The sequence below is a fragment of the Vibrio sp. WZ-1 genome, from assembly GCF_052037695.1.
Classification (GTDB): domain Bacteria; phylum Pseudomonadota; class Gammaproteobacteria; order Enterobacterales; family Vibrionaceae; genus Vibrio.
On the sequence record NZ_JBQEQR010000062.1, the window covers coordinates 96,329 to 121,036 of the forward strand.

Annotated in this window: 18 protein-coding genes; 8 read left to right on the forward strand and 10 right to left on the reverse strand. The window is 44.2% G+C overall.

Features of this window, described 5'->3' with window-relative positions; all coding sequences use genetic code 11:
• Window positions 1-46: 46 nt before the first annotated feature.
• The 3 genes from ACTS60_RS07115 to ACTS60_RS07125 form a co-directional block, all read right to left on the reverse strand.
• A complete protein-coding gene (locus tag ACTS60_RS07115) occupies window positions 47-904 on the reverse strand; it encodes a sterol desaturase family protein (RefSeq protein WP_440887677.1) in 858 nt (285 codons plus the stop codon).
• A gap of 9 nt (window positions 905-913) precedes the next feature.
• On the reverse strand, window positions 914-1,942 hold the full coding sequence (locus ACTS60_RS07120; protein WP_440887678.1) for a DUF2804 domain-containing protein: 1,029 nt from the start codon (window positions 1,940-1,942) through the stop codon (window positions 914-916).
• Window positions 1,943-2,172: 230 nt separating this feature from the next.
• A complete protein-coding gene (locus tag ACTS60_RS07125) occupies window positions 2,173-2,640 on the reverse strand; it encodes an OsmC family protein (protein ID WP_440887679.1) in 468 nt (155 codons plus the stop codon).
• Between the two features lie 239 nt (window positions 2,641-2,879).
• Between ACTS60_RS07125 and ACTS60_RS07130 the strand changes: the two genes are divergently transcribed.
• The 6 genes from ACTS60_RS07130 to ACTS60_RS07155 all read left to right on the forward strand — a co-directional run bounded on the left by ACTS60_RS07130 (window position 2,880) and on the right by ACTS60_RS07155 (window position 14,741).
• Window positions 2,880-6,446: an ATP-binding protein gene (locus tag ACTS60_RS07130; protein WP_440887680.1), complete on the forward strand. Its 3,567-nt coding sequence runs from the start codon at window positions 2,880-2,882 to the stop codon at window positions 6,444-6,446.
• Window positions 6,447-6,450: 4 nt separating this feature from the next.
• Window positions 6,451-7,593: an EAL domain-containing response regulator gene (locus ACTS60_RS07135; protein ID WP_440887681.1), complete on the forward strand. Its 1,143-nt coding sequence runs from the start codon at window positions 6,451-6,453 to the stop codon at window positions 7,591-7,593.
• Window positions 7,594-7,649: 56 nt separating this feature from the next.
• Window positions 7,650-9,302 (forward strand): response regulator, encoded by a 1,653-nt coding sequence (locus ACTS60_RS07140; RefSeq protein ID WP_440887682.1) that lies wholly within the window; start codon window positions 7,650-7,652, stop codon window positions 9,300-9,302.
• Between the two features lie 415 nt (window positions 9,303-9,717).
• Window positions 9,718-12,432, forward strand: coding sequence for an EAL domain-containing protein (locus tag ACTS60_RS07145; protein ID WP_440887683.1), 2,715 nt, complete (start codon window positions 9,718-9,720; stop codon window positions 12,430-12,432).
• A gap of 140 nt (window positions 12,433-12,572) precedes the next feature.
• Window positions 12,573-13,943, forward strand: coding sequence for an NfeD family protein (locus tag ACTS60_RS07150; protein ID WP_440887684.1), 1,371 nt, complete (start codon window positions 12,573-12,575; stop codon window positions 13,941-13,943).
• A gap of 9 nt (window positions 13,944-13,952) precedes the next feature.
• Complete coding sequence (locus tag ACTS60_RS07155; RefSeq protein WP_010451365.1) at window positions 13,953-14,741, forward strand: slipin family protein; 789 nt, start codon at window positions 13,953-13,955, stop codon at window positions 14,739-14,741.
• A gap of 64 nt (window positions 14,742-14,805) precedes the next feature.
• Here ACTS60_RS07155 and ACTS60_RS07160 read toward each other — a convergent pair whose 3' ends face one another.
• On the reverse strand, window positions 14,806-15,210 hold the full coding sequence (locus ACTS60_RS07160; protein ID WP_010451363.1) for a hypothetical protein: 405 nt from the start codon (window positions 15,208-15,210) through the stop codon (window positions 14,806-14,808).
• Between the two features lie 282 nt (window positions 15,211-15,492).
• Here ACTS60_RS07160 and ACTS60_RS07165 point away from each other — a divergent pair, with 282 nt between their 5' ends.
• Together ACTS60_RS07165 and ACTS60_RS07170 are read left to right on the forward strand one after the other, a co-directional pair.
• Window positions 15,493-16,149, forward strand: coding sequence for an NAD(P)H-dependent oxidoreductase (locus tag ACTS60_RS07165; RefSeq protein ID WP_045386724.1), 657 nt, complete (start codon window positions 15,493-15,495; stop codon window positions 16,147-16,149).
• A gap of 262 nt (window positions 16,150-16,411) precedes the next feature.
• Window positions 16,412-17,266 (forward strand): DUF3859 domain-containing protein, encoded by an 855-nt coding sequence (locus ACTS60_RS07170; protein WP_440887685.1) that lies wholly within the window; start codon window positions 16,412-16,414, stop codon window positions 17,264-17,266.
• Window positions 17,267-17,356: 90 nt separating this feature from the next.
• Here the strand turns inward: ACTS60_RS07170 and choV are convergent, their stop codons facing one another.
• The 6 genes from choV to betI form a co-directional block, all read right to left on the reverse strand.
• Window positions 17,357-18,541, reverse strand: coding sequence for a choline ABC transporter ATP-binding protein (gene choV, locus ACTS60_RS07175; RefSeq protein ID WP_071234286.1), 1,185 nt, complete (start codon window positions 18,539-18,541; stop codon window positions 17,357-17,359).
• Between the two features lies 1 nt (window position 18,542).
• Window positions 18,543-19,385 (reverse strand): choline ABC transporter permease subunit, encoded by an 843-nt coding sequence (choW, locus tag ACTS60_RS07180; RefSeq protein ID WP_005425967.1) that lies wholly within the window; start codon window positions 19,383-19,385, stop codon window positions 18,543-18,545.
• A 62-nt stretch (window positions 19,386-19,447) separates the two neighbouring features.
• Window positions 19,448-20,386 (reverse strand): choline ABC transporter substrate-binding protein, encoded by a 939-nt coding sequence (locus ACTS60_RS07185; RefSeq protein WP_005425881.1) that lies wholly within the window; start codon window positions 20,384-20,386, stop codon window positions 19,448-19,450.
• 29 nt (window positions 20,387-20,415) lie between these two features.
• Window positions 20,416-22,116: a choline dehydrogenase gene (betA, locus tag ACTS60_RS07190; RefSeq protein ID WP_440887686.1), complete on the reverse strand. Its 1,701-nt coding sequence runs from the start codon at window positions 22,114-22,116 to the stop codon at window positions 20,416-20,418.
• Between the two features lie 19 nt (window positions 22,117-22,135).
• Window positions 22,136-23,596, reverse strand: coding sequence for a betaine-aldehyde dehydrogenase (betB, locus tag ACTS60_RS07195; protein WP_440887687.1), 1,461 nt, complete (start codon window positions 23,594-23,596; stop codon window positions 22,136-22,138).
• Window positions 23,597-23,612: 16 nt separating this feature from the next.
• A complete protein-coding gene (gene betI, locus ACTS60_RS07200) occupies window positions 23,613-24,212 on the reverse strand; it encodes a transcriptional regulator BetI (protein WP_009700210.1) in 600 nt (199 codons plus the stop codon).
• Window positions 24,213-24,708 lie beyond the last annotated feature (496 nt).

Genomic DNA, 24,708 nt, shown 5'->3' on the forward strand with positions numbered 1-24,708 from the left:
CCGTCAACAATAAATAGTATGTCGTTCACTTAATGATTCTAAACCACTACTCTACAGTGTCAGATGGTGGCGAAAACAAGCACTTCCAGCGCTGACGCCAAGACAAATTAGGACGAATAGCTTCTTTAAACATATCTTTCCATTCCGCAAACGTTACTGTAATCGGATTAAAGCTGTTTACGGGTTTAGAGATGCCATAACGAACTATTTCGACTTCTGGCTCAAATGTGCCGAACATGCGATCCCAGATGATTAGCACCCCTGCGTAGTTTTTATCAATGTATTGGCTATTCACGCCATGGTGCACACGGTGATGAGATGGCGTGTTAAACACCCACTCCAGAGGTCCGAGGGTACGAATCGACTGGGTATGAACAAAAAATTGCAGCCCAAGGTTGAGTAACACCACAAACACAACCCATTTTGGATCAAAGCCAATGATGACCAGAGGCAGCCAGAATAACCACATCCCAGCCAATGGGTACATCAAGCTTTGACGGAATGCAGTACTGAAGTTCATGCGCTCTGAACTGTGGTGCACCACATGGGCAGCCCACATCCAACGGATACGATGGCTTGCTCGGTGGAACCAGTAATAGAAGAAGTCCTGTAAAACCATGAGCAATAAGAAAGTAGAAACCGTCATCTCGATATCAAACAAGCGCCAACCAAACCACCACAAATACAGTTTAGCGATCAGCAGCCCTGTTATTATATCTGTCGCTTGATGAAGCCCAGCTAATACAAAGTTACACACAACTTCGGGCAAGTAATATCGCGCACTCTCGGGTAATCGACCACCTCGCTGTCCAAACCAATATTCTGCCGCAATACAGAGAAAGAATATCGGCGCGAGCAACATCAACAATAAATCAGGATGTTCCGTAATTTGTGACCATTCCATAGTCTATTCCTACCATTTCGCGTAATGATCTTCGGTGAGTCCCATCACCTCATCGAGTTCATGTTTAATGCCATTGTCGTCAATCAAATAGCCAGAAAAGTAGCCGACAAATTGACGAAAATTACTCTTAAAAAACCAAAAGTTCTTTTTTTCTGAACGTTGATTTTTAGGTGTAAATACCAAGTTAATGCGCTTGTCTTGCGAGGTGATTCGCCACGAGGCTTCTTGATGTACCCTGGAAAACTCAAACTGTACTGGAGGCATCAAATGACGTTCACCATCAATCCAAATTACGTTTTCACAATACCCCGTTTCGTTCACCCCAGCCGCTAAGTTAAGTCCAATACGTTTACCTTTATCTTGATGATTGATACTCGCCCATCGCCAACTGGTTTCTCTTCGCATATATCCAGCCGAGAAATCATAACCAGCAACGGCATTGGTTAAATCTTGGCGGCACCCTTTGACATTCATTTCACCTTGTATGGCAAGCGCATTGTGTTTTTGGGTATAAGTCCAGCCTGAATATGCCGTTGGTGTACAAAGCATCAAAGGTAAGCTTTTGCGCTCGACTTGAGATTTTGAATCAGGTAGAAGCCTCAAGTCAGCATGAATAAGGTTCGTGGCAATCTTTATACGCCACTGCCCATTTTCAATATTGAACTGGATTGCATCATTGGCGAGATATGCTTGGCTGTTCCAGCTAGAAGGCTGTGTTTGATAACCCATATTGAGTGGCTTTAACCACTGCTCCTCAATTAGCTCATGGCTTTCCGTATCAAACACATAGCAGAAACCAGACGCTAAATAACGTATATCTGCAATTGCAACACCGATGATGTATTTCGACGTGACGATCGAGACAAACTGGAACTGTTTATAGTCGAACCGCTTACGCCAGGTCGAGGCGGGCTTATCCATTTCATTGAGATACACGAAAGCATCTAACTGAAGCGATTCCGGTATCGAGGCTAAGTGACCAAATTTAGGTAATCCGTTCGCTTGAATAAAAGGATTCAAAGGCGTTTGCACATCCATGCTCGCTATTAATCAATGATACACCATTCGATATTAACATTAATTTAACAACGAACTATTTGCGCGACTGCACAACATTGCTTCAGGATCTGACTTTTAATGACTTAAAATGTGAAATCAGTCACTCATACTCAAGTCATTAGACGGTTAATTAGAGCTTTAACTTGGGCTGGATAACAAACAAGGTTGTGATTGAATCCAATCTGCATCAGCTATAGCACCACCCTATCCTAATCTACTATTTCTGTAACGACGTCAGTCTTCACTGAGTTGGCAATAAAGCAGTTTTCGTGCGCAATATGGTGCATCTTCTCTAACTGTTCACGTGTCGGTTGCTTGTCTCCAGAAAAAACAATGTTCGGTCTTAGCACTACTTTTGAAACCCACTCTTTGCCATTTTCTCCTACAGAAAGTACCCCGAACGCCTCATCAACATAAGAGTCGATCACGTAACGACGTTTCGCTGCGATGGAGAGAAACACCAACATATGACAGCTTGCAAGCGCTGCTACAAACGCTTCTTCTGGATCAACATTCTCTTCCACTGCAAGCGGTAATGGAACAACATGAGGCGATGGTGAAGCAGGCACAGTTACGCCGCCATCAAACTGCCATACGTGCGCACGACTATATAAATTATCACTGAAAATCTCGTGCGGCTGACGTTGCCAACAAACTGTTGCGGTATGGCTAGACATATAACTTCCTTGTCAAACTGGTTAAGAACTTCACCATACTGATAAATTGCTTGAATGTTAAAGGCCATTTACTCATTCCGTGCCTCAAACCATCACCCACAGTGCCACAGGCTAAGAATTAGCCACATAGAAAAATTACTTATCGATACGACAAACAAGACAAATTGGCGGAAGTGGTGAAAACATATACTATCCGCCCCCATTTTTCATTCTGATAAGTTATTGAGTTTAAAGAATTAGTGAAAATTCAAAGCCTTTTATTGATTGCATTATCATCTATTACATTTGCTATTTCTGCCGCTGATCTTTTAAGCAAAGAACAGCAGACTTATCTAAAAAACAACCCATCACTAAAAGTCGGTGTGCTAGAAGGAAACTGGTTACCTTACTGGGGCGATATTCGCTCAAAAGAAGGTATCAATATTGAGTACGCTGAAACAATGACGGAAGAGTTGGGCATAACACCGGAGTATGTCCCATTTCCCAATATACAAGCGCTTTTTGCCGCGTTAAAAGCGAACGAGATCGATTTGACGGTTGGCTTTGTTGCGACACAAGCTCGAAGCGCCGACTTTCTTTTCTCACAGCCTATCTTCAATACTCTACGCTTAATTTGGCTTAGAGACAGCTCTCTAAAGTCCAAACCTTTAGACGAACTAGTGTGGGCATGTGTGAGAAATTCGAGCGCATGCGACCTCGCAAAAACACAGGATTACAATAAACTTCATATCGTCAATAACAACGAAATGCTGTTTCAGTCTTTAAACACTGGGATTGCCGATGCCGCAATTGTGGGCCTCTCAACCCTCAATAGCTATGGTTTTCAGAACGTTAACGGTGAACTCGTTGGTGAAGTGATATACGACAAGTCGCTATCAAAAGGCGAAGTCTCTATTGCAACTAATAATAGTAACCCTGAGTTGATGTCAATCATCAACAAGTATATTGAGCACACAAAAAACACTCAGCATACTCATGTCGAAATAGAAGCAAATATCAATATATTGCATAACGACATGATGCTAAAAGTACTTGAAAAACAAGAAGGCCGAACAGCAATTCGATACACGATAGAAGACGACTTGTACCCTCTATCTTATATCGACCCACAAACAGGAAAACTGCGTGGATATGTTCATGACTTACTGAAACTGCTAGCCCAACGCAGTTTGTTATCATTCGAGTATATCGATCCTCAAGGTCATGATGTCGAACAGATGTTAAAGGACGGAGTCGTTGACCTCTTGCCTGCTCGCAATACGAATAACATCGACCGCCGCGATTTTATCGTGACGCAGCCATATTCCGAGCTTAAGTTTAGCTACATAAGAGCAACACAAATCAAAGACAAACAAGCGACTGCCATCTTGGACCGTAGTGGCAACTTTTATACTCATTTTCATCAAAATGAGAAATTTAAACAATATCAGGTATACCGAAATTTTGAGGAACTGATGGATGCCTTTGTTTCCGGTAAAGCGTCGCATGCTTTCGTCAATCAGAGCATTGTTGATAACCATTACTACAAAGGTTTCGACAAACTATACATTCCTGTAACCGCACCACAAGCCTATAACCTAACATCTCCTATTGGGATGGAGCTACGTAGTGAATCGGCGTTCTTGCACAAGATCCTAAATACGGTACTTACCGTTACGTCTAAAGAGGAAATTGAGCAGTTAATTGATCGTCACAACAAAGTGATGATCACTTATGGCATCGATAAGAAATGGGTCGTCATTTGGGCACTGGTGGGTACCTGTGTGTTTTTGGTTGCTCTGATAGTTTACTTCATGCATACGGATAGGCTGTCTCGTACATTACGCAGAAGAGAGCTTGAGTCAAAAATCAAGCGCATGGAGAATCAGTGGCTTTCATCAATCTTGGATAACATCCCTAACCTGATCGTCATAACAGATAAGAGCAATCAGCAAGTGCTAGCCAACCAACGGTACACATCGGTGATGGAACGCTGCACCAAATACAGCACAGCAACAGCTGATGAAAAGCAGCTCTTTCTAAAGACGGTGCAATTTGCGAACACTGCTTCATCAGAAAATGAGCCTAACCATCTCAAACTTGATGACCACATGTATCGTGTCCATCAACAAACAATACAACACCCATCTGATGGTAATGAATACCAAATGACAGTCTTCGACGATATATCAGTGCTCAAGAGAAATGAAGCTGAATTGGAGCAAGCAATAGCATCACGTAATCATTTCTTGGCAGTCGTGAGCCATGAGCTCAGAACGCCCATCGCCGCTATGCTGGGCTTAATGGAGTTGCTGGAAAACGATCTAACAAAGCCTGAGAGTAAAGAGCTACTAAGAAATGCAATGCTTTCTGCTGATCGTCTGAAATTACATGTCAACGATATATTGGATTTCTCCAAGATTGAAGCAAACCAGCTTCAACTCGATGCCTATAGCGGAAACCTTTATAGCGAGTTGGGGCCAATTCTTCGCAGCTTTGAAAAGAATGCGGAACAAAAAGGACTTAGATTTATTGTCGATTGGGCTCCAAGCGCGTTTGCGGACATCGACCTTGATTGGCTACGCATCAATCAAATTTTAAATAATTTGTTGAGTAACGCCCTCAAATTCACCCATAAAGGCAGTATTGAAGTGTCTATCACCTCATCGGAGCGTCAGTTGGTCATCGGTATATCCGACACCGGATGTGGAATGACTCCAGAGCAAGTTTCATCCCTCTACTTACCGTTTATCCAAGGGGATGAAACCATCACACGACACTTCGGTGGCACGGGACTTGGCATGTCTATTGTAAAAAGCTTAATAGACTTAATGGCCGGCAGTATCAGCGTAAGTAGCCAACCCAATATTGGCACTTCAGTAATAATTAGTATTCCAATGGTTGGCAGACAAATCCAGCTTTTAAATACAGGGCCAATTGCTTGCAATAATAGCCAAACCGAAGCTTGGTTAAATTGCTGGGAAGTACCTGTTGATGAGTTCGGTTTGTATACCTCGCCGTTAGAGCAAGAGTCAGGGAGCTCAAATCTCTACCCGGATACACTTTATCATGCACTGAAAGATAGAACGGAAAAACAAGAACAACGTAAGCCACAGCAGTCACCGTCAGTGTCTGGCCATGTATTGGTTGTCGATGATGACCCGATCAACCGTTTACTGTTTAAAAAACAGCTCGACAATATTGGGGTATCAGCAGTGGTCATGTCGAGTGGAGACGCCGCGTTCAAAGTATTAATCCAATCAATTGAGGAAGAATGCCAAGGGTTCGATTTACTTATCACCGATTGTCATATGCCACATATGGATGGGTATCAATTAACTCAAAAAATAAAAAGTCACCCTAAATTAAACGCATTACCTATTGTTGGTTGTACCGCAGACAACGCCAAATACGTGTCGGAAAAAGCATCTGAAGCGGGAATGAATGAAGTCATTTTCAAACCATACTCGATTGAAACACTCAGAGGCATTTTTGAAAGGTACTTACCGCCAAACGCAGTAAACCAGGAGAGGTTTTGGCTTGATAGTTACCACGTAGATGAGCAGGTCGAAATTGCAGAGGTAGTACTCATGGCTTTCGCTTCAGATAAAGCGTTGATACACAGTGCTGAAGAACCTCTAAAATCTGTCGCCCATAGAATAAAAGGCTCAGCAGCGGCGCTCTCTATTGATGAACTAGAGCAAGCTGCAAAAACATGTGAACAATGGATCGGCTCAGACAAAGAGCAAGTTACTAAGGACGCACTGATAAAAAGACTTGAAGAGATTTTGTCTAGCACAAAAGCGTGGCTAGATAACAGAGCGTAGTTAAATGAATATATTGATTGTTGAAGACGACATTCTACAAGCGACAAACCTAAAGATTTTACTGAACCGTTACACTAGCGCCAATATTCAGATGTTGCATTCCGGCAAAGAGGTTGCGCCATTGTGTGCCAAGCAACCAATCGATCTGATGTTTTGTGATTTAAACTTACCGGGTTTAAATGGCATTGACTTGCTATCGTCACTATCTGAAGCTCAGCGCCCTACCGGCGTGGTGATTCTTAGCGCGGCAAACAAAGATGTCGTCGATATTACTTATAGTATGTGCGTGTCCGCTGGCTATTGCTTTGTTCGTTCCCTAGTTAAGCCCGTCGCTGTAGGTACCTTAGAAGACATATTGTCCGACTTTAAGGCTATCGCTTCCCCATCAGATTCGGGTAAGCAAATGGTCTCGCTCTCTGTTGAGGATATTAATCAAGGCTTTGACCAAGGCTGGTTTCGGAATTACTACCAACCTCAATACCAAGTATCGAACAACAAGATCATTGGCGTTGAAGCGCTGATTCGGTGTGAACATCCTATACATGGTGTGCTGGGACCAAATGCCTTTCTTAGCGCAATGACCAAGCACAACATGTTGGACAAATTGTTTTGGGTCTCATTACAAACCGCCCTAAGCGATCTATCTCGTTTCGATAATCAATTGCTGCTTTCAATAAACATGAATCAAAAGACGCTGCAAACGCCAATGAGCGAACAACTCTTGGAGTTCTGTGAGCGCTCTCAGTTTGCGGTGGAAAGACTAACTCTCGAGTTGACCGAAGATGAGGTATATAACTCTTGTGTTATTTCATTAGCTAATTTAGCTAATTTACGACTGAGAGGAGTTGGGTTAGCGATTGACGATTTCGGTACGGGGTATTCATCTCTGAGCCAATTAGCGACACTACCTTTTACAGAGCTAAAAATTGATCAGAATTTTATTGGTAATGCGGTTCAAAATTACAAAAGCCGGCAGTTAATTGCTGCCTGTGTGCAACTTGCTACATCTCTCGGATTACGCTCCGTTGCTGAAGGCGTTGAAGACCACGCGACTTTGACTTACTTGAATGAAATTGGTGTTGATCTTTTTCAAGGTTACATTGCATCAAAGCCCTTACCAATTTCTCAACTGATTGAATTGCTCTAACGCGCGAGCTTGGAGCGTTTCTATCCACTGCTGTTGTTTTGTTGATATTAAATTTCATGAGTAACAAATCATTTTCTGAACTCAATGTTTTAATCGTAGATGATGCCCCTGTCGTTGTGCTGACTTTACGAAACATGCTGACTAAACTCGGATTTTCAGACAAACGCATTCTTAGTGCTAGGCTTGCCAAAGGGGCGATAACCATCGCGCAACGTGAAACACTAGACGTTGTTATCTGCGACTATAACTTTGGTAAAGGCATGAATGGCAAACAACTGTTCGAAGAGTTGAAGCACCTTAAGCTGATTCGACCAGAAACCTTGTTCATTCTTGTCACAGGGGAAAACTCAGCATCCATCGTGCGCGCTATCATTGAGTTAAAACCGGATGAATATCTACTAAAACCATTTAACTCCGTGACTTTAAAGGAGCGGATATCTTCCGCGATTCGCCGTAAGGAAGCCCTTAAAGATATCTATAAAGCGGAGCTAGAAAATAACTGGAATGCGGGCTTACTTGCCTGCGATGAATTGTCTCCTTTCTATCCCGAATATTATTTTATCGTGGAGAAGTTTCGCGCAGACTTCTTAACAAAGCTTAAATTGCATGAAGAAGCAAAAGTGGTTTATCAGAAAGTCATCGATCGCAAAGAGGTTAACTGGGCAAAAGTAGGCTTAGCTAACTCTTTAATGATGCTGGGGGAAACGGATGAAGCACAACACATCGTGCAAGAGCTACTTAAAAGCTCACCGAATAACGTTCAGATACGTGAATGTGCAGCAGCTTATGGGATTGTTAAGCGAGAGATTCCCGAGGCCATTAAACACTTAGCACTCGCAAACAAATTAGTGGAAGGTAACTCGGAACGAGAACTGGTTATCGTGAACTTGTGTCTTTCAGAAGGATTATACAAGTTGGCGCTTGATCATTATTACAACTATTTAGAAATCAACAAAGATACCTATCGTAATAATGCTTACAGTAAGATGAATCTCATCCGAATTTTACTGTATTGCCACAGAAAACTCAGCGGCCGTGATGATTTATTACGCCAGGCGAAAGCACATTTTAAAGCGCTAGCAACCAGCGCTGAAGGCATACATTTCCAAGATGAGCTCGACCTCATTGCTGCGCATATTGCCGCTGAAGATGGCAACTATATGAAGGCCTTCAAAGTGCTGAGCGATCTCTATCGTCGAAACCCATTTCGTCATTTCTACGCCCAATACCATCTCGCTTGGTTACTACATGAAATGAACTTTGAGACGGAGTTTGCGACCGCAATTACTTGGTGCTTTGATAACCTGCAGACTGACTCGAGCGACACCATACTATCAAGCAAAATTACCCTAGGACAAACGTTAGAAGCTGAGAATCGTGCACGTCAGGCTTGGATGCAGGGGCAATACACAAAGATCAGGGCACATGAGGAAGATTATCAAGCACTGCTAGACGCATTAATCGAGCTTCAACTTCGATGTCCAATGCTACGTACCGTTTGCATAAACATCATCAAAATTCTGACTCGAGCTTGGCCTTCAGACAAAAGTGCTATGGAAGTACAGGCCCTTATTCAACGTTGCGATACTATTATCCAACAATTAGTCAGCGCAGAAGAGTTGGAAAAAACCAACTATCTTAAATTCTACAACAAAGCACTAGAAATCAGCATTCAGGCTGGGATGAACGAAAAAGAGAAGCAATATTAATGAATACGGAGCCAACGGAACTGGCTCCTCAGAAGACCCCTACCTTCCAATTAAGCGTTCAAACCACGTTATATGGCCGTATTGGATCAAATCAAACACGGTAAAGAAAATCACACAAATGACGGCCAGCTTTATAAGCCTTTGAACAACAAGCATCACATTTCCTATAAATTTTGGATAAAAAACTCATCGAATTCGAATTATACCGACTATCAACTAAAAATGTCGGGTAACCCCCTGTGGCTGTGGGTTTTTTAAAACATGCCTTTAAATTGTACCTTAAATAGCAAACGATCAATCACTTACAAATGTATCAAAATGGAATTTAAGGTATGACCACTGTTGCTTGACATCACGTTTCTGATATAGAAGATGTCGTACAATTTCACGAAATAAATACAACAAATTGCCTTCTATGCTGAACTTTCGCTTGCTAACATTGAACCTCCGGTACAAAACCGCGCTGTATTTTTCGCTCGGCTTGCTAGGCATGATCATTAGCTTTCTTTTCATCAGTCGCTACTTTTTTCTTTACAGCCTTGATGAACTAGAAAGAACAGAAATAACTCATGCCAATCAACAAGCTCACTCTGTCATTAACATGATGGTTAATCAACAAGAAGAGAGCTCTTATGATTGGGCGCATTGGGATGAGACCTATTACTTACTCAGAGATGGCGACATTGATGCTTATCGGGACAGAAATCTCTACATCGAGTCCATAGACACACTTGCACTCGACTTGATGGTGTTTGTCACGCTTGAAGGCAAAATTCTCGACTCTTTGACTCGTGAACAAGATAAACAGCAATCGTATGAATTTGTAAAGCAAGTCGTCTCTTTACCTGAAATCAAAGATCATATCTCAGACGCAAATAATACCCTTGATATCCACCGTGATAGCATGGCTGGCCTGTTTAAAATCAACCACCATGTGTGGTCGATTAGCTTAACCCCCGTAAGGAACAGTGAAGGAGATCAAAACTCTCCAGGCTGGCTTGTCTGGGGACGAGATTTAAATCTTCGCTTTCCGGGTAACTTTAGCTCGATTCTTACCGCAAACAACCAATTGGTTGAACTTAACGCAACAGCAGAGAATGAAAGCTTAGCTGGTAAAGTTAATAAAAACGGCAACAACATCACACTCTGGTCAGTGCTGACTAATGTATCAAATCAACCTATCGCACTGCTTAAAACAGACTCCCAGCGTGCGCATTACGAAAAAGGAAATACGCTATTCCTTTATTTATTCGCTACTGTTGGCGTTGTTGCAACAGCGATTGCCTCTAGCACCTATTGGGTATTTAAAAACCGTGTAGCAACACGCTTTAACCACTTTTCTAAAGGCATCAGACAACTCGCATCGCAGTACCACTTAGAAGACTTACGTTCCGTCACCTCTGACGAACTCGAAGTCGCGACAAAACTCGTAGAAAAGCTCTCTGAAAATACCTCGATGACAAAATCTCAGCTTACCGATTCTATGCAAAAGTTGGGCGCGCTTTATCGAAGCTCATCTCTGGGGATGCTAATCGTAATTGAGCGTAATATTGTCGACATCAATCAACAAGCTTTAGACATGTTGAATTACCAAAGAGATGACATTATTAACTGTCCTCTAGACTCCCTATGTGCTTCAGATACTGAAGAGTGTCATGTTGACATGATGTTCAAAATGCTAAACGAAGGGACAACCACATTTGAAGCGCAAATGTTAGACAGTCAGCAGCAAGTGATTGATTGCTCCTTAGAGGCAACACTGGTACAGCACAACGGTTGTAATGCTCTGATGCTGCTCATTCATGATTTAAGAGAGAAGAAGCAGCAAGCACAATTAATCCAAGAGTTAACTGATTACGATCCAGTATCAGGCTTCTGTAATAGAGTCATTATCTTAAGTGCACTTAACGACTTAATCCATCAATCTCCAAATAACTTCTCATTTGTTTATCTTAGCTGTCAGAATATACAGCAAATCTCACAGCTATACGGACACCTTGTCTTCGACGAAGCGATAGAGCATGTCTCAACATCGATGAGACAAGTCCTAGGTGAATACCAAATTGGACGAATTAGTGAAAGTGAATTCATCGTTTTAATACCTGACAGTAGCAACAATAACCGAGTCGTAGATTCAACTAATAAGCTGCTTGATCATTTATCACATAAAGTTGAGCTTTCTGGATTATTACTCAACCTAGAAAGCAAAGCTGTGATTATCGATCCTGCTATCACTCACGAGCCGTTAGAGCACCTGTTACAAATTGCACGCTATTCTGCCTCGTCATTACCTGGAAATCAGATGAGCGAAGTTGTGGTTGTTGCTGAGGAACTTTCTTCCCAAGCTCAGACCGCAATGATCATTAATAGAGATCTTGAACTGGCTATCAAAAATCGTGAAATTATCCCTTACTATCAACCAATTCTTAATACCCAGTCGGGAGAAGTCATTGGGTTTGAAGCTCTAGCTCGCTGGATTCACCCAGTTCTTGGCGTGATCTCTCCTGCTATATTTATTCCAATGGCAGAACAAGGAAAGTTGATTATTGAGTTAGGAGAGTCAATCTTAGATCAAGCCTGTGAGTTCTTGAATATGCTCAACAAGTTGAGAAAACAGCAAGGGCTAAATGCGCTCAATGTTCATGTCAATCTGAGTACTCAGCATTTTTACCATGCCAACCTAACCTCGCACCTAAAACAAGCATTAGAGCAAAACCATATCGAAGCTGGTCAACTTGTCATCGAAATTACAGAAAGTATGTTGATGGGTGTGGAAGCTGAAACCATTCATCGTATTAACGAAGTGAAACAGCTCGGTATACAGCTTGCCTTAGACGACTTTGGTACAGGCTATGCCTCATTTAGCAGTTTATGCAGTTTCCCTCTCGATATCGTGAAACTGGATAAATCATATATTGATCAAATTGAAACAAATGACAGAGCAAAAACCTTAGTCAGAAATATCGCAAGCATGGCACAAGAACTGGGCCTAACCATCGTCGCAGAGGGCGTAGAGACGGCGAGCCAAGTAAGGAAGCTTAAGGTTTGGAGTATCGATGAGCTCCAAGGTTTTTACTTCTACAAACCGATGCCAAAGCAAGACATCTTGGATCAGTTTTCATCACTTTAACCCCATCTAAAATGCCGAAGCGCTACTAGCAAAAACTAGTGGCGCTTTTTTGTACATATTCATTTACAGCTTATTACTAACAATTTCCGAGGATTAGCCCTGCTATAGCTATACTTTAGTTATTGCACAAGGAGGGCTCTATGAGACATTTATATGCTTGGCTTGCCCTATTTTTTACACTCGTCACAAGTAACGTTAATGCCGCGAGTGAAATCTGGGTAGTTCCGATCAAAGGCGCTATTGGCCCCGCAATCAGTGATTACCTAGTTCGTGAAATCGAGCTTTCAAACGCAGAAGGTGCTGATCTAGTCATCTTGAAAATGGACACCCCAGGGGGCCTAGATAGCTCAATGAGAGATATCATCAGAGCAATCACTACCTCCACCGTTCCCGTGGCGACTTGGGTTGGGCCTTCTGGTTCTCGCGCAGCTAGTGCTGGTACCTATATTCTTCTGGCAAGTCATATTGCCGCCATGGCTGAAGCGACCAATTTAGGAGCTGCTACGCCTGTCGCCCTTGGCGGTGCACCTCAACAACCTTCTTCAGAAAAAGAAAGCGATGAAAACAAGGAAGAGGCTGCTCCTGAGCAATCGCCCGATAAAGTCACCACAAAAACCACAATGGAAAAGAAAGTCGTCAATGACGCAAAAGCATATATAAAGGGGCTCGCTAAGCTTCACGGTAGGAACGCAGAATGGGCCGAAAAAGCGGTTAGTGAGGCAGCAAGCCTCGATGCACAAGAGGCTCTAGAGCTCGGGGTCATTGATTACATAGCAGCCTCTCCGCAAGAGTTGGTAAAGATAGCTTCGGGCAAAAGCATCAAGTTAAACAGCATGAGCGTGACGTTGTCACTAGAAAATCCCGTATTCATTGAACGCGTCCCTGACTGGCGCGCAGAAATGTTGGCCGTTATCACTAACCCAAATGTCGCTTACATATTGATGCTCATTGGTATTTATGGGCTATTACTTGAGTTCTACAATCCTGGTATCGGTTTACCCGGCGTATTGGGAGGCATTTGCTTACTACTAGCAATGTACGCCCTACAAATGATGCCAGTAAACTATGCGGGCTTGGGGCTTATTTTACTCGGTATCGCGCTGATGATCGCGGAAGCTTTCAGCCCAAGTTTTGGCGTACTCGGGCTGGGAGGCGTTGTTGCATTTGTGCTGGGTTCCGTTTTCTTGATGGACAGCGAGCTACCTGGTTTTCAAATCGCCCTTCCCCTCATATTCGGAATAGCGATTTTCTCCATCGCACTGATCATCATTACCGTAGGTTTATTACTGAGAATACGAAACAGGAGAGCCACAACAGGTTTAGAAGCCTACCCAGGAAAACTAGCCATTGTAAGTGATGACTTTATCGATGGCACAGGTCGAGTGCAGTTAGAAGGCGCGCTCTGGAAAGCCAAAGCAAGTGAACAACTCAAACAAGGTGACCAAGTCACCATAATAAACGTGGAAGGGCTGACCTTAACTGTGAAGCCTAATGACCGCCCTAAAGGATAGGAGGCGATTATGATGCTCTACACTGTTGCCGTTATACTGGTTTTACTGTTTGCACTGGCAACGCAAATGTTCAAAGTGCTGCGCGAATATGAGCGTGGCGTCGTCTTCTTCTTAGGACGCTTTCAAGAGGTGAAAGGTCCGGGGTTGATAATCCTTATTCCATTTATTCAACAAATGGTTCGTGTTGACCTACGAACCATTGTATTGGATGTTCCGACCCAAGACTTAATTACCCGTGATAACGTCTCTGTGCGTGTCAATGCAGTGGTTTATTTTAGAGTCGTAGATCCGCAAATGGCCATCAATAACATCGAAAGCTACAGCGACGCGACAAGTCAGTTAGCGCAAACAACACTCCGCTCAGTCCTTGGGCAGCATGAATTGGATGAACTTTTGGCAGAACGCGAACGTCTCAACAAAGATCTCCAATCTATTCTCGACCAACAAACAGATGACTGGGGAATTAAAATCGCAACGGTAGAGGTGAAACATGTTGATCTTAACGACAGCATGGTTCGAGCCTTAGCCCGTCAAGCCGAAGCAGAAAGGAATCGCCGTGCGAAAGTTATTCACGCGACGGGTGAGCTGGAAGCATCTAGCAAGCTAAAAGAAGCCGCTGATATGCTCAACGAAGCACCTAATGCTCTGCAATTACGCTATATGCAAACTCTAACGGAGATCACCACCGACAAAACCTCCACCATAATATTCCCATTACCGATCAATCTAGTTGAAGCCGTGTCAGATATCGCTAAATCGGTAAAGAAAACACAAGGTGAAGAAGGGAAAAAACAATAATCGAAGATATAAGAAAAAGGAGTAGTAATGACCTACTCCCTCTCTTAACGACTCGCATTTAATGTTAGGCGTCGGCACATTCTTTCTTCATGATCACCAACCCAGTTTCAAAACGATGCCTCCAAGCGTAGTCAACGCTTTCATCAAAGTCAGAGTCACATAGCTTCACGGTTTCAAGTAAGCTCTCAAACCAGATATCGATGTCTTCCGGGGAGACTCCTATATTTCCCTGGCCGTGCTTGTTGCCGTACTTTCGCATCATATCTCTGGCATCTGTCGAAGAGTCCGCCATCATCAAAAAAACCAAGGCCCCTTTGAGCATGCGCTTTTGCTTTTTCATGTCCACACCATCAAACTTGTGTCTGAAGTGCTCGCCTTTCGACCAAAAGTTCTCATAAAACAAATCAAAGAAATCATCGTGAGCAACGCAACGTTCATAGCTGTCGTTAAAAGCTTCGATTACGTTCATTATTCTTCTCCTTGAACCAACTAATTAAAGTATGAACTCAATCTAATAATCCCACAAAATTCTGTGGCACAAATGCTCGCTTTGACAGAATCTTCACGTAGAAAGCGTTACCTTCATTCCGATTCCCCATTTTATTTTCAATAAAAAATAGAAAGTGATTTAAACGAAACACGTATTATCAATTCGATAAAAGTCGATATGATGGATTCACTTTCGAGGTACGCACGGTCGTTGATGATAAGCGCATCCTCATTTGTTGAATAATTTTAAGAGGATATCAACGTGTCTCATCAAATCATTACAGACCTAAACAACCGTTACACAGCTAAAAAATACGACGAAGAGAAACGTATCTCTCAAGAAGATATGGCAATCATCAAAGAAGCCATTCGCCTATCGGCTTCTTCTATCAACTCTCAACCTTGGAAATTTATCGTACTTGAGAGTGATGAATCGAAACAGCGTTTCCACGACACGTTTGCTAACATGCACCAGTTTAACCAACCGCATGCTAAAGCTGCGTCTCACACTATTCTGCTAGCGTACGATCCAAAATTCACTAAAGAGAAATTCGCGAAGCGCGTTGATGCTGAAGTAACCTCTGGTCACCTACCAGCAGAGATGTACGACACTTTCATGGGGGCTTACGCTTTCGCAGAAGCAAACACAGACGAGAATGGCTACAACGGCGGTTGGACAAAAGCGCAAGTTTACATCGCTCTTGGTAACCTTATGCACACACTAGCACGCCTAGGTATCGACTCTACTCCAATGGAAGGTGTTGACTCAGCATTGATCGGCGAAGAGTTCAAAGCAGAACTTGACGGTCACGTATGTGAAGTTGCGCTAGCAATCGGCTACCACAAAGACGGCGAAGACTATAACCACGGTCTGCCTAAAGCACGTCTTCACATCGATGACGTGATTACTACTCTGTAAGTCATAAGTCGAGATGGTTTTCTTAAGGAGAGTCGTTTATACGGCTCTCCTCTCGTTTTACGAATCCACTATTAATCGAAAACTCACCAAATTAAGCTTAATTTTATATAAACCTCAAACTTTGAACACTTAGCAGTCAAGCAAATTGTCTTGAGTGTTTCCCCTCTATATACTGCGCGCTCACTTTAAAGCCTCCCAATCTAAAGCATTGTTTGGCAAATAAAAAATCCGATGTAACTCCCACAAAATAAGCAGGATTATAATGATCAGCAGTAAAACGTCAGTACTAGGCTTACTTTCCCTTTCATTTTTGCTTGGTGGTTGTGCTACCACTAAAGAAGAGCAAAACAACCAACAAACCAACGTTGAGCAAACATCTGAAAGCAAAGTTAAAGTTGGAGCAACAGCTAAGATCAATAAATCTGGCCTTGCAACGCCTGCTTTTAAAAACAAGCAGCTTGTTGGTTATAACTTCCAAAAAGGCTTCGCGGTTCCTGCAGAAATTGGCAACTTCTTTGGCTTTAGCTACACGGCAACTCAGTCAGTGGCGATGACACCAGATGCAACGGAAGGAAAAGTTTATAAGAGCCTACCGGTTATCGTTGAAGTGACTCACCCTGAGATCAATGGCTCAACTCAAAGCAGCTGGAACGATACGCTTTACTTTGGTCGTGATAACTTTGCAATGTGGCAGTTTGAATCAGAAGCAGAACTTGCAAACGGTAAATGGACAGTGGCAGTTAAGCTGAATGATGAAGTCATCGCAGAGAAAAACTTCTTCGTTCAAGTGCCACCAAAAATGCCAGCGAAAGTGACGCAAGTTTGTGATGCTCAAGTAGAACTTTTCCCTAAACCACTACAAGACGCTCATGCTGCATGTTGTGAAAACAACGACGCTCAAGCTTGTTACAACTTTGCATGGCGTGGTCTAGAGCGCATTCGTGATAAAGTAGGCGCGCAACTTTACTACGCAAAAAGCTGTGATTTAGGTGATGTGTCTGGCTGTCGCACGGCAGCGAAACTTGCTGACACTAAAGAACAGAAAATAGAGTTCTTCAAAAAAGGTTGTGATTTGGACGACTTCGAAAGCTGTGTTGATGCAAAACTAGAGCTTTAACAACAGACGTTGAATTGAAAAGAGCCGCACTTGATCAGTGCGGCTCTTTTTTATTTTAAGAAGGTAACAAACGTTTGAGATAAGAAACAGCTACGCCACTTGCTTGGACTTAAAGTTACCAAGCAGCGCATCGTACAACTCGTTATCACTCAATACGCCCACTAACTTGTTCTCTTCCACCAGCAAGATAGGTTGATTACTGCGTTGCTTCAGTTCAATCGCTTCACGCATGCTGATGTCTGGATTAGCTTGAACGACCGTGCTTTCGCCGATGTCGTCGAGTGTGGTTGAATCGCTTTCCCAATTCACTAATGACTTATCGGAATCCACCAGCGTGACGCCTTTCGGCTCTTGCTCGACCCAAATCTGTTTATCTGCACACACCAACACGCGGTCATTTTGTTGCTCAAGCTCTGTACTGGATTGCATCAGCGAACGACCTTTCAATACATTAAGCGGATTAGTGTGAGCCACAAAGTCCGCCACATACTCATTTTCTGGAGCAAGGATGATTTGCTCAGGCTTGCCGTGTTGAATCAATTTGCCCGATTCCATAATGGCAATGTTGTTACCGATTTTCAGCGCTTCATCTAAGTCATGGCTCACAAACAAAATCGTCTTGTTGAGCTTCTCTTGCAGTTGAATCAATTCATCTTGAAGCTGAGCACGAATCAGAGGATCGAGCGCAGAGAACGGTTCATCCATTAACAAGATGTCAGTATCCATAGCAAAGGCGCGAGCTAAACCAACGCGTTGCTGCATACCGCCAGAAAGCTCATGCGGGAACTTACTCTCCCACTCTCTTAGCCCAACCATATCTAGTTGTTCGCGCGCTTTTTTACGACGCTCAGCTTTGCCCATGCCTTGCATCTCAAGACCAAACGCCACGTTATCCAATACGGTCAACCACGGCATAAGCGCAAACTTTTGGAACACCATCGATACACGGTGAGTACGCAAGTTACGTAAAGTCTGTTCGTCACAACTGGCAAGCTCCACCATGTCTTCGCCATCTTTGATTTTGAGGGAGCCGCGAGAGATCTCATTCAAACCATTAACGGCACGAAGCAAGCTGGATTTCCCCGAACCTGAAAGCCCCATCAATACGCAGATCTCACCTTGTTTGACGCTCATTGAGACCTTATCAACACCAACCACTTGTCCAGTTTCATCAATGATCTCTTGGCGAGACTTACCTTGGTCTAAAAGCGCCAATGCTTGCTCTTGCTGCTGCCCAAACACAACGTCGAGGTTTTCAATCGTAATTGCATCCATGTTATGCCTCCTTTTGGTTTGGTGCTTTGCACAGGCGATCGAGAATAATCGCGACCAAAACAATCGCTAAACCGGCTTCAAAGCCTTGAGAAATGTTCACAGTGTTGAGTGCTCGCACAACTGGCTTACCCAGACCATCAGCACCTACCAGCGCAGCAATCACCACCATAGAAAGTGACAACATAATGCACTGGGTAACACCTGCCATAATGCTTGGCAATGCTGCTGGGAGTTCGACTTTGAATAGCAATTTCATGCGGCTTGCACCAAATGCTTTTCCCGCTTCAATCAACTCCTCTGGCACTTTGGTGATGCCAAGGTAAGTCAGACGAATTGGCGCTGCAATGGCAAAGATAATCGTGGAAATCAGCCCCGGAACGATGCCCAAACCAAACAGTACCAATGTTGGGATCAGATACACAAACGTTGGTACGGTCTGCATTAAATCGAGTATCGGGCGCAATAAGGTATACAACCACGGGCGATGCGCCGCCATGATGCCAAGCGGCACGCCAATTAATACGGAAATCGTTGTCGCAGCGAAGACGAGAACAAAGGTTTCCAGCATTTCTTGCCAGTAGCCGAGGTTAAGGATAGTCAGCAACGCCAGCACGATAAACACGACTAAAGGAATGCTGCGGTGTAGGAACCACGCAATCGCTGCGGTCATGATGATTGGTGCTGCCGGTGGCATCCATTTGAAAATATCCACCACGAATAGAATGATGGTTTCGAGAAAAATAGAGATAGCATCAAAGAAACCCGACGCGTTCATGGTTAACCAATCCACGCCTGTTTCCATCCATTCGCCCAACGGAAGTTTGTTGTCCGTAATAAAATTCACAATAAAACCTTTGTGTTAAAAGGCGGGCGTCGCTGCCCACCTTTTCCTAAAGAGAGGAATGATTAAGCGTTTGTTTTTAGGTAAGAAGTAATCGCTTGTTTTGCGTCTTTACCATCCAGCGTCTTCACGCCTTCTAGCCACGCTTCAAATTGTTGTGGGTTAGCATTCAACCATTCTTGTGCCGCTTTCGCTGGCTTTTGTTTTTGGTTTAGAATCGCTTCCATCAACTGGTTTTCCATCTCTAGACTGAACTCTAGATTCTTAAGCAGTTGACCCACGTTTTGACACTCAGATAGGTAGTCTTGGCGCACGTTGGTGTAAACATTTGCACCGCCGTAGTTAGGTCCAAAGAAGTCGTCACCGCCAGATAGGTATTCCATCTCAACATTGCTGTTCATTGGGTGTGGTGCCCAACCTAGGTAAACGATCCATTGGTTACGACGCACAGCACGAGACACTTGAGACACCATGCCCGCTTCGCTTGATTCCACTAGGCTGAAGTCTTTCAAGCCGAATGCATCGCTGTCGATCATATCTTGGATAAGGCGATTGCCATCGTTACCCGGCTCAATGCCGTAGATGCGGTCTTTGAATTTGTCGGCATGTTTTGCCAAGTCAGCAAAGCTTTTCACGCCAGCGTCGTACACATACTTTGGCACGGCTAGAGTGTATTTCGCGCCTTCTAGGTTTGCACGAACGGTTTCCACTGTGCCAGCTTCACGGTACTTGGCGATATCGCCTTCCATGGTTGGCATCCAGTTACCTAGGAATACGTCAATGTCGCCGTTTGCCATTGAAGAGTACGTCACAGGTACAGATAAAAGATCGGTCTTGGTTTTGTAACCCAAGCCTTTGAGCAGTTCAGAGGTAACAGCTGTGGTTGCAGTAATGTCTGTCCAGCCTACATCGGCAAATCGAACAGTTTCACATTGGTTAGCGTAAGCACCTGTCGCTACTGCACTCAGCGCGATAGATGAAAAGATTTTTGTCATCGTAGACATGTTTAAATTCCTTGTAATGATTACTGACTTTATGAGATTGAGCTTAAGTCTCTTTTTGGCGGACGCATTCTTTGCGTCTCTTGCCAGTTCGGAGCAATCCAAACCGGTGTGTTATTCGATTCTTCGAGTACGTTCCCCAAGATCATGTCCGCGGCACGCTCTGCGACCATGATGGTTGGTGCGTTTAAGTTGCCATTCGGAATGGTTGGGAAGATGGATGAATCCACTACGCGCAAGCCTTCAATGCCGCGCACTTGGCAGGCTTCATTCAGAACTGCCATTGGGTCATCGTCTGCGCCCATTTTGCAGCTACACGATGGGTGGTAAGCACTTTCTACATTTTGCTTCACCCATTCATCAATCGCCTCATCGCTGGTGATGTTCAGACCAGGTTGAATCTCTTCACCGCGGAACGCATCCATTGCAGGTTGATTGAGGATTTCACGCGTTAGACGAATACAGTCTCGCCAATCCTGCTTATCTTGTTCCGTCGAGATGTAGTTGAACTCGATTTTTGGCTTGTCATTTGGGTTGGCAGAAACCACTTCGACACTGCCGCGACTCTCTGGCTTGTTTGGACCAACATGCACTTGGAAGCCGTGACCATCAAATGCCGCGCGTCCGTCATAACGCATTGCTGCTGGTAGGAAGTGATATTGAATGTTTGGCGATTTCAAGCCTTCACGAGAACGGATGAACGCACACGATTCAAAGTGGTTAGTTGCTCCCAGACCTTTGCGCGTCAGAATCCACTCCGTACCAATCAAACCTTTGCTGATCAAACCTAACTTGCTGTTTAGCGTGATCGGTTGTTTGCAGTGATACTGGAAATACACTTCAAGATGGTCTTGCAGGTTCTTACCCACACCTTCTAGTGCGTGTATCACTTCGATACCTGCTTTCTTAAGTACAGACTTGGGACCAATACCCGAGAGTTGCAGCAGTTGTACTGAACCGATAGAACCTGCGCTCGACACAACCTCTTTGTTGGCGAAACACTGTTTGATTTTGCCAGATTGTTCAAACTCAATGCCGACCGCTTTCTTGCCTTCAAGCAAAATGCGATGAGCCGTTACGCCTTTCATCAAGGTGAAGTTGCTGCGCTTTTTTGCACGGCTTAAGTAAGCGTTAGATGTAGAGGCTCGCACACCTTTGTCTACCGTCATATGCATAGGACCGAAGCCCTCTTGCTGATAGCCGTTGTAGTCTTGCGTTTCTGGGTAGCCTGCATCTTTACCCGCTTCAATAAACGCTTGGTAAAGTGGGTTCAACTTCATGTCGTTGCCGTTGCACGTCCCTACAGGACCACTGTCGCCACGGTATTCGTCAGCGCCGCCTGTCCAAGTTTCCGCTTTACGGAAGTACGGCAGACACGCTTGGTAGTTCCAGCCTTTCGCGCCTTCTGCTTCCCATTCGTCAAAGTCACAAGCATGACCACGAACATAAACCATGCCGTTGATCGAAGAGCTACCGCCCAAAACCTTGCCGCGTGGACAATGCAGTTGGCGTCCGTCTAGTCCATCTTCCGCTACAGTTTCAAACTGCCATGCGTACTTTTCGGTGTTCATTGGATAAGACAGCGCCGTTGGCATTTGAATGAAGATACTCTTGTCTGAGCCACCCGCTTCTAGCAGCAAGACTTGATGTTGACCGCTTTCACTCAAACGATCCGCTAAGACACAGCCTGCCGAGCCAGCACCGACGATGATGTAATCGTAGTGTTGTTGCATTACAAATCCTCCAGACTGATTACGCGTAAGGGCTATCGAAGTCACCCAAATGCACTAACACGCTCTTGGTTTGGGTGTAATGCTTGAGGGTTTCGACGCCGTTTTCACGTCCAATGCCAGACAGTTTGTAACCGCCAACTGGCATTTCAGCTGGAGAATCACCCCAGGTGTTAATCCAACAAATACCGGCTTGGATTTGATGAATGACGCGGTGTGGACGAGAGAGGTTTTGCGTGAACACGCCAGCTGCCAATCCGTAATCGGTGTTGTTAGCGCGTGCAATCACTTCGTCTTCGTCACTGAACTTGAGCACTGACATCACGGGACCAAAGATCTCTTGCTGCACATGCGGCATGTCGTCTTCGCAATCAGTGAAAACCGTTGGCACAACAAAATTACCGCTCGCCAAACCGTTTTCTGTGACTTTGTAGCCTCCAGTCAGCAGCGTTGCGTTGCTTGCTTTCGCTTGTTCAATTGCGGAAAGGACTTTTGATTCGTGTTCTTTGGAAATTAGCGCGCCGATTTGGGTTTGCTCATCAAGCGGATCGCCAACCACCAGCAGCTCAGTACGCTTCTTAAGTTGATCGACAAACTCATCATAAATACCTTCATGAACGAACACGCGAGTACCGTGCGTACAGACCTCACCTTGGGTGTAGAAGTTTGCAACCATTGCAGCAGAAACCGCGTCGTCTAACTTGGCATCATCAAAAATGATCATTGGAGACTTACCGCCTAGCTCCATTGTGACTTGCTTCAGCGTCGCCGCGCTGTCACCCATCACCACTTTGCCCGTACCGGATTCACCCGTGAAAGAGATTTTAGCGATGTCTGGATGTGCGGTGAGCATCTGCCCTACTCGGTAATCACCTTGAATGACGTTGAACACGCCATCTGGTAATCCCGCTTCGCTGTAGATTTCTGCCAATTTGAGTGCGGTTAACGGGGTTTCTTCTGATGGCTTAAAGATCATCGCATTACCCGCAGCAAGCGCAGGTGCAGACTTCCACATTGCGATTTGAATTGGGTAGTTCCACGCCCCAATCCCCGCACAAATACCCAGAGGTTCGCGGCGAGTGTAGAAAAACTGGGATTCATTCAGCGGTTGCTGTTCGCCATGCATGCTAGGCGCAAGACCTGCGTAGTACTCGATCACATCCGCGCCCGTTGCAATGTCTACGCAATTCGCTTCTTGGATTGGCTTGCCCGTATCCGCCACTTCTAGTGCCGCTAATTCGTCGTTTCTTTCACGAAGTATCGCCACCGCTTTAAGCAAAATGCGGCTTCGTTCTGTCGCCGTCATGGCAGACCAAATCGCAAAACCGCGCTTGGCAGATTCAATTGCCGCTTGCATATCTTGCTGGTTAGCCTGCTTCACATTCGCAAGCGGTTCACCATTGGCGGGATTGTATGTGGTGAAGTGTTCTTCTGAGCATCCTAGGTGCATGGCACCATCGATGTAGTGTGCTTTCATATCCATTTGAAGGTTTGACTCTTTATTTTAGTTTTGAGTAGAACGTGAGCTGTTTATCGAGATAGTCGTTGATGATGACGCGTGCTTTCTCGGCATCGATGCCTTGCGGGTTGAGCGTTCCGCGCAGCCAAATGCCATCAATCAGTGACGCAATACCATGCGCTACTAGCTCTGCTTGGTCTTGATCCAGTAACGCTTTTAATTCTTTTTTTAGGTGAGAAAGTAGACGTCTTTCATTCACTCGTTGCAGACGTTTGAGCTGTGCGTCATGCATGGAGTAAGACCAGAATGCCAACCAAGTTTTTGCCACTTGGTTCTCGGCTTGGAAACCCACAAAGTTGCCGTCGATGATGGCATTAATACGTTGATGATGCGCATCAGCCGGTAGTTGGCTTAGGTTCTCTTTGATGGTGGCAGAAAGCTGGCGCAGGATCTCACGCATGGTCTCTTCTAACAGACCGTGCTTTCCACCGAAATAGTGATTAATGATCCCCGTTGATACCCCTGCTTCTTTGCTGATCAACGAGATACTCGCGGCGTGTAAACCAACTCTGTCAATGACCGACATCGTCGCTTTGACTAGCTGCGGTTTTCTGATTTCAGGCATCCCAACCTTGGGCATTTTGCATCCTTGTTATTTTTAATTGAACGGTTAGTTAAATATAAAATGCCTTAAATTTAGTTCGAACTCAAACTAATTATCTAGAAAAAATGACAGAAACAGTCGAATTATTTCGACAACAATCATTACTAAAACTTGAGAAAAGGTAGAATTTATGAAGATTTAACACGTAAAAACAGAAACATAAAATCCATTAAAATCAACAATTAGAACATTTATAACGCAAATTATAGATACAAAGACTCATGAGAACTCCGTTCTTATCAAAAGTACAAACAAAGACAAATGCAATGAACTCAAATATTTTCTACACATTTTATTTTTAAGTTTGTTAATTGACCAAGGAATGGCATACCACTTCACCTCAGCGAATCCTCAGCACCAAAATGTAAACGTTTCGTGTCCGTTAAAATCGCTCAGTACAGCAAGGAAAACAACGAACCGGAATAGCTAGGTGCCTCCGAGTTGTTTGAAGATCCTATTTAGTTAACTAAGA